Genomic DNA, 12,524 nt, shown 5'->3' on the forward strand with positions numbered 1-12,524 from the left:
AATCAGCATCTACAGAACGAAACGGAGGAACTTCGCAATGGGTTTGGGGGAGAACTTTCACGCAGTCGAGATCGTGATCCTTCTTCTGCTTGTGCTGGTGGCGGTATTCGCCGTCATGGCCAACCGGCTGAAGGTGCCGTATCCGATCGTCCTTGTGATGGCCGGTCTCTTTATCAGCTTCGTTCCCCACATGCCTCGCGTCCCCCTAGACCCCAACATCGTCTTCGTCATCTTTCTTCCGCCTCTGCTCTACGCCTCGGCCTGGACAGCGTCATGGCGCGAGTTCCGCCGCAACGCCGTCGTCATCGGACTCCTCGCAGTCGGTCTCGTGGGCTTCACCGTCTGGGGTGTAGCCGAGTTCTCCGACCGCTTCATCACCGCGCTCGACTGGAAGGCCGGCTTCCTCCTCGGCGCCGTGGTCTCCACCACAGACGCCATCGCCGCAACCTCCATCGCCAAAGCCGTCGGCCTGCCCAGAAGAATCGTCGACATCCTCGAAGGCGAGAGCCTCATGAACGATGCCACCGGCCTGCTCGCGCTCGAGATCGGCCTCGGCATCATCCTCCGCGACCACACACCCACCCTCGGAAGCGGCGCAGCGCGGCTCATCTACCTTGTCGTCGGCGGTCTCGTCATAGGACTCCTTATCGGCATCATCGTCGGATGGCTCGAAAAGTTTATCGATGACGGACCGGTAGAGCTTGTCGTCAGCCTCGTCGTTCCCTACGCGGCCTACCTCGCAGGAGAACGCGCCAAGGCCTCCGGCGTACTCGCAGTCGTAGCCTGCGGACTCTACATGAGCCGCAAGAGCACGAGCTTCTTCTCTCCCACCGTCCGCCTCCAGGTCAACGGCGCATGGGAGGCCCTCACCTTCATGCTCAACGGTCTCGTCTTCGTGCTCATCGGCCTGCAACTGCCGTATGTCCTCGCGGGAATCCACGGCAAGTACACCACCGGCACGCTCATCTTCTACGGCGCCGTATTCAGCGGCATCCTCATTCTGCTTCGCATGATCTGGGTCTTTCCCGCGATGAAGCTCGCCTCCTACGTCGAGCGCAGGTGGATGAGCCACGAAGAAGAGACGCCCTCCGCACGCGAGGTCTTCGTCGTCGGATGGACCGGCATGCGCGGCGTCCTCGCGCTGGCCGCCGCCATCTCAGTGCCGGAGGTTCTCGGCGACGGACGTCCCTTCGGACCGCGCAACCTGATCGTCTTCCTCGCCTTCTGCGTCATCCTCGTAACCCTCGTGCTGCAGGGCCTCACCCTCCCCGCACTCATCCGCCGTCTTGGATTGGCAAGTAAAGGTGGAATGGATCGGGAGGAGCGAGACGCGCGCAGAATCGTGCTCCTCGCCGCAGTCCATCATCTGGAAGCAGCACGCAAGCACGACGGACCTCCCACCGAGCATATGTACGACGACATCCTCCATCGATACCGGCACAAGCTCGCGGCTGTTGGCGCAGGCGCTGAAGAAAGCCTTGATGCGTTGGATCCGAAGATGGTCACCCGGCTGCAAACGATCCTCGAGGATGCGCTGAATGTCGAGCGTCGCACCCTCATCGGCCTGCGGGACAGGGGAAAGATCGGCGACGACACGTTGCGCACCATGGAACGCGAGCTCGATCTCGCCGAGAGCAGATCACAGATATCACCCATAGCCTGAGGCATCTGCCTCCGGCGCGCAAGATGCGGATCAGGCCTCGACGCGCTCGACATCGCGAAATGTATAACCGGCATGGGTGCCGCGCACGGTCGTCAAAATAATAACGGCGATAAGAATCAGGACGGGCACAACGAAGATGCTGCCCTCTGGCCCCGTGGCGCCGCCGCTCAGGATAGGTCTGCCTGTCGGATGAGTGGCGAGCAGGCGGTGCTGGACGAAGAGGCCGCTGTCGGCAACGCCGTAGAGAAAAGACTGAGCCCAGTCCCACGAGGCGTGGAAGCCGATAGCCCACCACAGCGAGCCGGTACGCCAAAGAACGAAACAGAAGACCATGGCGGCAAGCCCGGCAGAGAGCAGTCCGATAGGCGACTCGCCGGGATTTTTGGTGTGGCCAAGTCCGAAGAGAAACGACAGCAGCAGAGCCGAGGTCCAGAAGCCAAGCGCTGCGCTGTGACGGGTCTTGAACGCCCATCGGTAGATGCCGGCCAGCCCGCGGCTCAGGGTGAACTGCAGGTAGCCTCGAGTCAGGTACTCCTCGAACATCCCAACCACGAGAAATCCGGCAAGCCATGCCGCGCCATAACGAAAGACGTCGGAACCGAAGACGAGCCGGCTATCGATGATGAGCAAGCCGGTCTTCCAGAGCGTGAGGAAGAGAAGGGAGAGACAGGTCACTCCCCAGGCAAGTCCGGAGAAGAAGCGGGAGAGCTTATTGCTGCCGCCGAGTCCGTACATAGAGTTTGGACGGCGCTCGATCTTCGACATGATCCAGGTCACGACGATGGTTGCGAGGAGCAGGGGAAACTCGCCAAGGAACAGGAATTTGAGAGATGCACCTGTATCTAAAGCGTCTCGTTTGGGTGTGAGATGCAGCAGATGCCCCGCGATGTCGATGCCCTTGAAGAACGCGGCCATAAGAGCGAAAAAGATGAGCAGGCTCCAACCGGCACGCAGGCCTTCAGCGCCCAGGAAGACCTTGCGGAGGGTCGACGGCTGCGGTGACGGGCTTTGCCCCGCGAAGGGAAGCTCTGCTTTGTTGTCAGGCGACAGGTCTGCGGTCTTACGATTGGTCTCGATTTGCAAAGGGGCTCCTCTTGCTGAGGAAAGTATACGAGTGACGGCTGTTCGAAGTTCCCTCGGCCCCGCGCAACTGGCCCCGTGAGGTTACCGAAGACGCGAGGTGCGCTATGCTGAATCTTCGCACCCTTGCCAAAGAGTGTCATGCACGGAGGACCACCGACTTGGACTGCAAGATCTTCTATCACGACAAATGTTTCGACGGAGCCTGCTCTGCTTCGCTCTTTATGCGGTTCCATCGCGAGCGCGTGAAGACAGCGGACCGGTTCCTCTATCACGGCCTCGTCCACCGGGCCGGTGCGCTCTTCGACGAAGGTGCCTTCGTGGACGGAGAGAACGCCATCGTCGACTTCAAGTACTCTGCCTCGCCCAAGCTGACCTGGTGGTTCGACCATCACCAGAGCGCGTTTCTCACGCCCGAAGATCAGAAGCACTTCGAAGCAGGCCAGGCCGACGGCTCCCAGCGCATGCGAAAGTTCTTCAACCCCAACTACATCTCCTGCACCAGCCTGATCGCCGACACCGCGCAGGTCAACTTCGGCTTCGATACCGCGCCCCTGCTCGATCTGATCAAGTGGGCCGACATCGTCGACGGCGCGCGCTACGAGAGCGCAAAGTCTGCGGTCGAGATGGCCGAACCCGCGATGAAGCTCACCATGATCATCGAAAGCTCCTCCGACAACAATCTCGTCCCGCGCCTGATTCCGCTTCTGACCGAGATGAGCCTCCAGCACGTTCTCGACCAGCCGTTCGTGCAGGAGCTCGTCGATCCGCTGATGGAGAAGCATCTTGCAGCGCTCGAGCTGATCCGCTCGCGAGCCACAGTAGATAAGGGAGTCATCGCCTTCGACATCACCGACCAGCCCACCGAAGGCTACAACAAGTTCATTCCGTACTACCTGCACCCCGACGCAACCTACAACGTGGGCCTCAGCAAGTCGAGCTTCCGAACCAAGGTCTCAGTCGGAACCAATCCGTGGACGCCGAAGTCCTCCGAACACCTCGTGAACATCGCTGCAATCTGCGAGCGATACGGCGGCGGCGGCCACGCCCGCGTCGGCGCCATCAGCTTCCCACCGGACCGCGAAGATGAGGCGCGAAAGGCAGTCGCAGAGATCGTGGCCGAGCTGCGACAGGCATAGCCCGAAAGACTCGAAGTTCAAAACGACCCAGCCTCGAAAAATAAACTTCAAACCCGTGTCGTATTTTTCGCGTCCCGAAAAGAGGACGTTACCCGTCCACATCCACCACGCTAATTACCAAAACTCACCAGCAAGCCACCACGTCTTTACACCCGCTTTTTCCAAAACACCCTTGAAAACACCAGCAAAAACATCAAAACCCCGGCTCGCACCGGGGTCTGACTTTTTCTGCAAAAACGAACCAGTTACGGCTTCAATTTTGTAAACAGATTCAGCTTCGTCAGATCGTTGAAGATGACGAACGCGAAGAACGCCAGCAGACAGACCAGAGCAACCTGGTAGACCCTCTCCTTGAGCTGCTGATTCACATCCCGCCGCATGATCGTCTCAATCACCAGAAACAGAATCATGCCGCCATCCAGAATAGGAATCGGCAGCAGGTTGAAGATGCCCAGATTCAACGAGATATAGGCCATCAACCCAATCAGCGGCATCCATCCCGGCATCTGCGCAGCCTGATGAATCTGCTGGCCGATCCCTATCGGACTCTGCAGACTCTTCACCGAAACCTGCCGCGTGAACAGGCGCTTCAGCACCTCCACAATCAGCAGCGATCCCTTTTTGTTGAACTGCCAGGAAGCAACGATCGCCTTGCCCAAAGGAAGGCGCTGAACCTTCACAGGAGGCTGAACAGCCACGAAACCAAGCCGATAGTCCTTGTTTCCACCCGGAACCGGCGCCAACTCCGGCGTCACCTGAATGGGAACAGTCTGAGTCGCGCCATTGACAGTGCGTTCGATCAGCAATGACGCGGGTTTCCCAGCCTCGTCCTGCAGATACGTAAGCAAAGCAGGAACAGAGTGCAGCTGAAGACCGTCGATGCTGAGGATCTTGTCCTCGGGCTTGAGTCCTGCCTTGGCTGCAGGCATCGACGGCTCAAGCGCATCGACCTGAACAGGAGTGTTCTGAGCCTTGGGGAGAAGTCCGAGATTGTCGAGCGAGAAGTCGTCGGGAGTGCCTTTATTTTCAATAAATAGCTTCGTATCGACGCGCTGGCCGTCATGCACGAAAGAGAACGGAATCGTCTGGTTGAGGTTCAGCAGGGAGCGGATAGCAACCTGATCCCAGGTCGGATTCTCAACGTTGTCATAGTGGACGATCGTGTCGCCGCTGTGGATGCCGGTGCGGCTGGCCGGGCTGTTGACGGAGATGTAGTCCGTGTAGGCGGGGCCGTCGATGTACTCCTGCACTTCGTTGTGCAGCATCGAGACGCCGGTCATCAGGCCGAGGGCGAGGATGAAGTTGGCGAAGGGTCCAGCAAGAGCGACGAGGATGCGCTGCCAGCGGGGATGCGCGTTGAAGTCTCCGGGATCGCTGGCGGTTGCTTCGCCGGCTTCGTTGGTCGGGAAGGTCATCTCGCCGGCCATCTTGACGTATCCGCCGAGGGGAACGGCGGCGATCTGGTACTCGGTGTCACCGCGGCGGAAGCCGAAGAGGCGCTTGCCGAAGCCGATGGAGAAGACCTCTACGCGGATGCCGCAGAGCTTGGCGACGGCGAAGTGGCCGAATTCGTGGACCAGAACCATGATGCCAAGGACGATGGCAAGCTGGATGATTGTCGACATGGGGAGAGTGAGACCTCGTTACTTTGGTTGAATTCTTTTGACTATCGCCGGGCGCCGGTGGATTGGCGGACAATCACTTCGCGCGCACAGGCCCGCGCGGCAAGATCTGCTTCGAGCACATCGAGGATAGACTCCGGAGCTTGACCGGATGTTAGCTGCAGCACAGCCTCTATTGTACGCGGGATGCCGAGGAAGGGGATACGACCTTCGAGGAAGGCGGCGACGGCGATCTCGTCGGCGGCGTTGAGGGCGATGCAGGCGTTGCCTCCGGCTTCGGCGGCCTCGTAGGCGAGGCGGAGGCAGGGGAAGCGGTTAAGGTCGGGCTGGGAGAAGTCCAGTTGGCTCAGTGTGGTGAGGTCGAAGGTGAGGGACTCCTTCTCCGTGACGGCGACGCGTTCGGGGTAGGCGAGGGCGTAGAGAATGGGGAGTCGCATGTCGGTGACGGAGATTTGGGCGAGGATGCTGCCGTCGACGAACTCGACCAGCGAATGGACGGTGGATTGTGGATGGATGGTGGTGCGGACGCGGTTGGCGGGAAGGTTGAAGAGGCGGCAGGCTTCGATGACTTCGAAGCCTTTGTTCATCATGGTGGCGGAGTCGATGGTGATGCGCTGGCCCATGACCCAGGTGGGATGTTTGAGAGCTTGCTGCGGGGTGATGTGTTCAAACTCTGCGAGCGGCGTGTTGCGGAAGGGGCCACCGGAGGCGGTGAGCCAGACTTGCTTGACTTCGGCGGGGGTGCCACCGCGCATGCACTGGTGAACGGCGTTGTGCTCGGAGTCGATGGGGAGGAGGGCGACGTTGTGTGCCTTGGCGGCGGCGATGATGAGCTCGCCGGCGGCGACGAGGCACTCCTTGTTGGCGAGGCCGATGGTCTTGCCGGCGCAGACTGCGGCGTAGGTGGCTTCGAGACCGGCTACCCCTACGATGGCGGAGACCACGAAGTTGACCTCGGGCAGGGTGGCGACGAGGATGCTGCCAGCGGTGCCGTGGAGGACTTCGATGCCGGTGATGCCTGCTTCGCGGAGGCGGGTGGTGAGGGTTGCGGCGAGCCCTTCGGTGGCCAGCGAGATGACCCTGGGGCGCCAGCGGAGGCATTGGCTGAAGGCTGCGTCGATGTTGGTTCCTGCGGCGAGGGAGACGACCTGGTAACGGTCGGGGAAGGACTCGCAGATGGAGAGGGTGCTGTTGCCGATGGAACCGGTGGAGCCTAGAATCGCTAACTTTTTCACATCGTCTATTTTCTCAGAGTGCGGGCGCTGGCAGGTTTTATCGGTTGGGTACCCCTCCCCCTGGGGGGTACCCCAATGCAAATTGCTTATTTTCAATACTTTATGAAAATGGCTCTTTGTAAAATATTCTAAATAAATGGGTTAGAGGTAAATATTTATATCTAAAGGGGTTGCGGGAAATTTTATCCGTAGAAGGTTTCTTTCTTCGTTTTTGATCGCGGATGCATGGAAAAGCCCCGGTTTTTGGCCGGGGCTTTTTCTACTCTTATTCAAATATACCTGGTGGAGAGTAACTAGTACGCAACGTGAATTCGCTGGACTGGCAAGGGTTTTGGCGGTTTAGGGGCTTGACAAGTTTTATTCAAGCTTTCGCCGGATGCCTTACCTGTGTTCGTTGATGAGGTGATCGACACCGGCCTGGTAGCCGCGCTGGAAGGCGTCGCGGTAGTCCTGGCGTACGGCGCTGGGGACTTTGGGGTGCTTGTACTCATCGCGGTTGTTGACATCGGGGCGGCGGTGGTTCTGAAAGTCCTTGCGGGCGCCTTCTATGCCGTCCTGATAGCCCTGGCGAGCTACGTCTTTGTACTCGGGTGGCGGGACTGCCCAGCCCTCTTGTGCGACGTAGGGAGCAATTGGTCCGGGTGACGCGGCGGTGAGGATTGTGGGGCCGCAGGCGAGTGTGGCGATGGCCGCCAAAGATGAGATGACGCCTTTGTTGAGTTTCATATTTTCTCCCTGGGCTGGGTGCTCCCGGTTGTGTGGGGGCTCGTGGTTGAGCTGCCCAGCTTCATACGATTGGATGCCGGGTGGGAGAGGGGTGTTGTGCCGATGGGGTTTGCTGTGATGGGAGGTTAGAAGCGGCCGAGGTTGAAGTGGTCTTTTATCAGGAGGATGAGCCAGAGGATAGGGGCGGCGAGGAGGAGAGCGTCGATGCGGTCGAGGATGCCGCCGTGGCCGGGGAGCATGGTGCCGGAGTCCTTGACGCCTGCGCCGCGCTTGACGGCGGACTCGAGGAGGTCGCCGAGCTGGGCGGCGATGTTGAGGATGGCGGCGATGAGGAGCGACTGCCAGAGCGGTTCGGAGATGTGGAGGATGGTGTTGCCGCGCGCGGTGAGGGCGTCGGCGATGTAGATGACGAGGCCTGCGGCGAGCATGCTGCCGACGATGGAGGCGATGGAGCCTTCCCAGGTCTTGCCGGGGCTGAGGCGCGGGGCGAGCTTGTGTTTGCCGAAGGCGCGGCCGATGTAGAGGGCGGCGATGTCTCCGGTCCAGACGCAGACCATGAGGAATAGGACGAGGGCGGGGCCGTCTTCCTGCTTCCAGAGCAGAGGCACGAGGGTGAGGGGGTAGGCGATCCAGATGAGGCCGAAGAGGCCCTGGGCGGTGTCGGGCAGGACCTGGATGAGGGGGGCGCGGAAGCCGTTCCAGACGAAGAGGGCGAGGGTGAGGGCGCTGAGGACGGGGAGCTGGGCTTCGACGGGGAAGTTGGGCAGGGTAACGATGAAGGCGAGCGCGGTGCCGAGGGCCATCCACCAGGCGGGGATGCGGAGTTTAGCTCCGTGGGCTTCTGCGCCGACGGCGGCGAGCCTGAGGTACTCGTAGGCGGCGAGCTCGGCGACGATGGCGGCGAAGAGAGTGATCATCCAGAGCTGACCGAGGAAGATGAGGGCAAAGACGGCAAGGATGAGGACTATGGCGGTGACGATACGTTTCATGAATGTCTGTTAGCAGGATATACGGAATATACGGATGCTCCTGAGACATGGGCGGTGGTGCGAAGACGAAGAGAGGAAGAGGCGTGCGCGGGTGAGTTAAAATGGTGGAGTGCGTGAGCTAACACACGCACGGACGGGATTTACCAGATGGCTACCACGCAGGCAAATTTTGTTTCTACCCCGGCCGGCTCTGTCCGGCCTTCGTTTAGGCTCGAATCAATCGATCTACTGCGGGGGGTGCTTATGATGCTGATGGCACTTGACCATACGCGCGACTTCTTCTCTTCGGCGACGGTGGACGCGGCAAACCCCCTTCAATCGTGGCCCTCGTTATTTGTGACCAGGTGGGTGACGCGTCTTTGCGCGCCGGGGTTCATCGCTCTGGCCGGGGTGTCGGTGTACCTTCAGCGCGAGCGGGGAAAGTCGGCGGCGCAGATGGCAAAGCTGCTGGTGACGCGCGGGCTGTGGCTGATGTTGATCGAGCTTACGGTGGTGAGCTTCGCGTGGACGTTTGCGCCGGGATTTATCTTCCAGGTGATATGGGTGGTCGGCTTGGCGATGGTGCTGCTGGGGCTGTTGCAGTGGGTGCCGCGGGTTGCAGTCGGTGCTCTCGGAGCGGCGATTATTCTGCTACATAATCTGCTGGATCCGGTGAAGGCGTCGTCGTTTGGGCATGGGGCGTTTGCCTGGGGCCTGTTGCACCAGATGACGATTACGAGCTTCCATGGGTTCTTTGTTGCGGCGGGTTATCCGGTGCTGCCGTGGGTTGGAGTGATCTTCGTCGGATATGCTGCGGGGCCGCTGGCGGTTGCATCTCCGGCGCGGCGGGAGCGAATCGCTTCGATACTGGGGCTGACGTTTCTGGCGGTGTTCGCGCTGCTGCGGGTGACGCATGGGTATGGCGACCACAATCGGTTTGAGCATCTGGGGACGGTGGCGCGGTCGGCGATGTCGTTCCTGAGCGTTGAAAAATATCCGCCATCGCTGCATTACCTGTTGGCGACGTTCGGGGTTCTGCTGCTGCTGTATGCGCTGTTTGACTTTGCGGTGAGGCGCGACTGGGTGCCGGGTGTGCGCGAGGTGATGGAGACGTATGGGCGGGTGCCGTTCTTCTACTATGTGCTGCACATCTATCTACTGCACAGCGTTGCGCTGGTGCTGACGGCGGCGGATCATTTGAACTGGCATCTGTGGGTTACTCCGGGCACGGTGTTCTTTGGCCATGTGCCGGGGTGGGGCTTTCCACTTTGGGGAGTCTATTGTGTCTGGCTGTCGGTCCTGCTGGTGATGTATCTGCCGTGCCGCTGGTTCAGCAGGATGAAGGCTCGCCGCCGTGACTGGTGGTTGAGCTATTTGTAGGTTGGCAGATTCAGTTCGGGATTGTTCTGGAGGGTACGGCTCTTTTCTGGAGTCGTACCCTTTTGTCTAGCGACGGGTGAGGACAGGGTCGGGCTTGGCTTCGGACTTGGCCTCGGATTTGGAGGCCGATTTGGGGATGAGGTGGTCCTGGATCTCGGCGGCTACGTCTTCGGCGGGCTCGAGGTTGTTGAGGTCTTCGTCGGTGAAGCTTTCGCCGAGGCCACCGAAGCGGCGTTCGCGCTGTTGATAGGCGCGGATGGCTTCGAGGAGATGGAGGCCGTTGAAGTCGGGCCATAGGCGGTCGGTGACGAAGATCTCGGAGTAGGCGATCTGCCAGAGGAGGAAGTTGGAGATGCGCTGCTCGCCGGAGGTGCGGATGACGAGGTCGGGGTCGGGCATGTGGGCGGTGTAGAGGGCGCGGGCGATGGTGGGCTCGTCGAGGGACTCAAGGGCGCCGGCGCCGAGGAGGTCGTCGACGGAGCAGCCGCGGGTGTGGGCTTCGGTGGTGAGGTCGGTGAGGATGGTGCGAACGGCATCGACGATCTCGGAGCGGGCGCCGTAGTTGAGGGCGAGGGTGAGGACGGTGCCGGTGTTGCGGGCGGTGGACTCAGAGGCCCACTGCATGGTGTCCTGGACTTCCTGGGGGAGATCGTGGGTGCGGCCGATGTAGGCCATGCGGACGTTGTTGTCGTTCATGCGCTTGACGTTGCCGACGAGGTAGTTCTTGAGGAGCTTCATGAGGAAGCTGACCTCGGACTTGGGGCGGCGCAGGTTGTTTTCGAGCGAGAAGGCGTAGAGGGTGAGCCAGGGAAGGTTGATGCGGGAGGCGGTCTCGACGACGAACTGAACGCTCTCTGCGCCTTTCTGGTGGCCGAGGAAGCGCTTGAGGGAGCGTTTGCCGGCCCAGCGGCCGTTGCCGTCCATGATGATGGCTACGTGCTGGGGGATTCTTTCGGGGTCGAGCTCGCGGTAGACGGCCTGCTCATCGAGGGAGAGTTCGTGGGCGCGGTTGGACACGCTGCTGGGTTTGCGACCAGAGTTCGATAGGGGAGTTGATGCGCGCAAAGCGACCTCGCAGTTATTGACGCTAGCACACGGATGTTGGCCGTGCAATGAACGTCGATGCTACAAAAGTCGCAAGGATGGAACAGAGGCGCCGGGCGACGGAGTGGAGAGCGCCGTGAGGGTGCGGGCGCTCTCCAAGGAGGGCAGTGCAGGATGTTGCAGGGACGGCGGTTAGGCCGTTCTGCGACGCCCTGCAGCTAGTTCGCGGACGTGGTTGAGGAAGATGGAACGCTGGAGTACGTCCAACTGCGAGGTGTACATGGCGATCTCGGCGAGGAAGGGGTCGGTCATGAGGACCGCGGTCTCGTCGCGATGGCGGGTGTTGGAGTCGCGCAGCAGGGCGGAGATATCGACCTGGAGGGCGCGGGCGAGGCGGTCGAGGGAGGAGAGGGTAGGCATGGCCTTGCCGTTCTCGATCTTCGAGATGTAGGTACGGGGAACGCCCATACGGGCGGCGAGCTGACGCTGGGAGAGGTTGCGCACGTGGCGCAGGTCTCGAACGGCAGTGGCTACCTGGATTCCATCGTTGGTGGCTGCTGGTGGGGGAACGAGAGCCAAAGGTGCGGGAGCCGGTTCGGGCTCTTCGACCTCGAGGCATTTGTGGCAGCGTCTGCACAGAGCGCTCGCTGTGCGGAACTGCACCAAACTGCAGTGGTCGCAACGTAACACCTCACGTTGTTCGACAGGTGCCATCATGGTTGCCATAAGTTGTGTGTAGCGAAGGGACCCAGAGCAAGGACCCGGCACATGTCCGATAACGGAGCATGTGATGTGCCTAGATTGACACTGGTGTACTTTGGAGTCAAGGGGAAACCCGCTGATTCGCGGCGAAAGACCTAAAAAAACCGAAGATGAACCAAGTTGGTAACTTGTGGTGGCATGGATCAGAGATTATGCGGGAGCGGATAAGGAGGATTTTTTGATGAGTGAGACGTTGGGACGGGCGCAGGCACTGGCGTTGCTGCAGGAGTGGACCAAGGGCGAGAGCTTGAGGAAGCATGGGATGGCAGTGTCGGTTTGTACCGAGGCGTATGGGGTGTTGGAGGCTGCGCGGCTGGGTTTGAGCGGTGCGGAGGCTGCGGAGTTTGTTGACATGTACGCGTGTGCTGGGCTGCTGCATGATATGGACTATGAGCGGCATCCTTCATTGACGGAGCATCCGTTTGTTGGGGTGAAGTATCTGCGCGAGGCTGGGTGGCCGGAGACAGTGTTGCACGCGATTCTGGCGCATGCGGACTACTCGGGGACGCTGAGGGAGTCGCATCTGGATAAGGCGCTGTTTGCGTGCGATGAGTTGGCGGGATTTTTGACGGCTTGCACGCTGGTGAAGCCGAGCAAGTCAATTCTGGAGGTCGAGGTGGCCGGGGTGAAGAAGAAGATGAAGGATAAGGCGTTTGCGCGGGCGGTGCTGAGGGGGGACATTACGGGTGGGGCGGAGCTGCTGGGGTTGAGCGTGGAGGAGCATGTGCGGAACTGTCTAAACGCGATGCAGGCGCGGGCGGAGGAGTTGGGGTTGTTGGGTTCGCCGCCGGCGTAGTTTCTAGGTGGTATCGGCCTATAGGACGATGCGGAACTGGTCCGGATGTGGTGCGAGATATGGAGAAGGTATTGGGACGTTGAACGTATTGCGGGTCCTTCGACTGCGC

The 12,524-nt window shown here is 60.5% G+C and carries 11 protein-coding genes; 4 read left to right on the plus strand and 7 right to left on the minus strand.

All coding sequences use genetic code 11. The features are described 5' to 3' along the window. Nucleotides 1–37 precede the first annotated feature (37 nt). Nucleotides 38–1,663, plus strand: coding sequence for a Na+/H+ antiporter (locus GSQ82_RS11775; RefSeq protein WP_158792479.1), 1,626 nt, complete (start codon nt 38–40; stop codon nt 1,661–1,663). 30 nt (nt 1,664–1,693) lie between these two features. Here GSQ82_RS11775 and GSQ82_RS11780 read toward each other — a convergent pair whose 3' ends face one another. Further along, on the minus strand, nt 1,694–2,746 hold the full coding sequence (locus GSQ82_RS11780) for a CPBP family intramembrane glutamic endopeptidase (protein ID WP_158792480.1): 1,053 nt from the start codon (nt 2,744–2,746) through the stop codon (nt 1,694–1,696). 104 nt (nt 2,747–2,850) lie between these two features. Here GSQ82_RS11780 and GSQ82_RS11785 point away from each other — a divergent pair, with 104 nt between their 5' ends. Continuing rightward, nucleotides 2,851–3,882, plus strand: a complete 1,032-nt coding sequence (locus GSQ82_RS11785) for a phosphoesterase (protein ID WP_158792481.1) — start codon at nt 2,851–2,853, stop codon at nt 3,880–3,882. A 245-nt stretch (nt 3,883–4,127) separates the two neighbouring features. Here GSQ82_RS11785 and rseP read toward each other — a convergent pair whose 3' ends face one another. The 4 genes from rseP to GSQ82_RS11805 form a co-directional block, all read right to left on the minus strand. Next, nucleotides 4,128–5,507 (minus strand): RIP metalloprotease RseP, encoded by a 1,380-nt coding sequence (gene rseP, locus GSQ82_RS11790; RefSeq protein ID WP_158792482.1) that lies wholly within the window; start codon nt 5,505–5,507, stop codon nt 4,128–4,130. Nucleotides 5,508–5,548: 41 nt separating this feature from the next. Then, nucleotides 5,549–6,739 (minus strand): 1-deoxy-D-xylulose-5-phosphate reductoisomerase, encoded by a 1,191-nt coding sequence (locus GSQ82_RS11795; RefSeq protein WP_158792483.1) that lies wholly within the window; start codon nt 6,737–6,739, stop codon nt 5,549–5,551. Nucleotides 6,740–7,120: 381 nt separating this feature from the next. After that, nucleotides 7,121–7,465, minus strand: coding sequence for a hypothetical protein (locus GSQ82_RS11800; RefSeq protein WP_158792484.1), 345 nt, complete (start codon nt 7,463–7,465; stop codon nt 7,121–7,123). 125 nt (nt 7,466–7,590) lie between these two features. Further along, nucleotides 7,591–8,454 (minus strand): phosphatidate cytidylyltransferase, encoded by an 864-nt coding sequence (locus tag GSQ82_RS11805; RefSeq protein WP_158792485.1) that lies wholly within the window; start codon nt 8,452–8,454, stop codon nt 7,591–7,593. Nucleotides 8,455–8,601: 147 nt separating this feature from the next. Between GSQ82_RS11805 and GSQ82_RS11810 the strand changes: the two genes are divergently transcribed. After that, nucleotides 8,602–9,813 (plus strand): DUF1624 domain-containing protein, encoded by a 1,212-nt coding sequence (locus GSQ82_RS11810; protein ID WP_158792486.1) that lies wholly within the window; start codon nt 8,602–8,604, stop codon nt 9,811–9,813. Between the two features lie 66 nt (nt 9,814–9,879). Here GSQ82_RS11810 and GSQ82_RS11815 read toward each other — a convergent pair whose 3' ends face one another. After that, nucleotides 9,880–10,878: an isoprenyl transferase gene (locus GSQ82_RS11815; RefSeq protein ID WP_158792487.1), complete on the minus strand. Its 999-nt coding sequence runs from the start codon at nt 10,876–10,878 to the stop codon at nt 9,880–9,882. A 171-nt stretch (nt 10,879–11,049) separates the two neighbouring features. Next, nucleotides 11,050–11,583: a helix-turn-helix domain-containing protein gene (locus tag GSQ82_RS11820; protein WP_158792488.1), complete on the minus strand. Its 534-nt coding sequence runs from the start codon at nt 11,581–11,583 to the stop codon at nt 11,050–11,052. A 217-nt stretch (nt 11,584–11,800) separates the two neighbouring features. Here GSQ82_RS11820 and GSQ82_RS11825 point away from each other — a divergent pair, with 217 nt between their 5' ends. Continuing rightward, nucleotides 11,801–12,415 carry an HD domain-containing protein gene (locus GSQ82_RS11825; protein WP_158792489.1) on the plus strand — a complete coding sequence of 205 codons (615 nt, stop codon included), beginning with the start codon at nt 11,801–11,803 and terminating at the stop codon, nt 12,413–12,415. Nucleotides 12,416–12,524: the final 109 nt, after the last annotated feature.

It is taken from the genome of Granulicella sp. L60, assembly GCF_009765825.1.
Lineage (GTDB): Bacteria > Acidobacteriota > Terriglobia > Terriglobales > Acidobacteriaceae > Edaphobacter.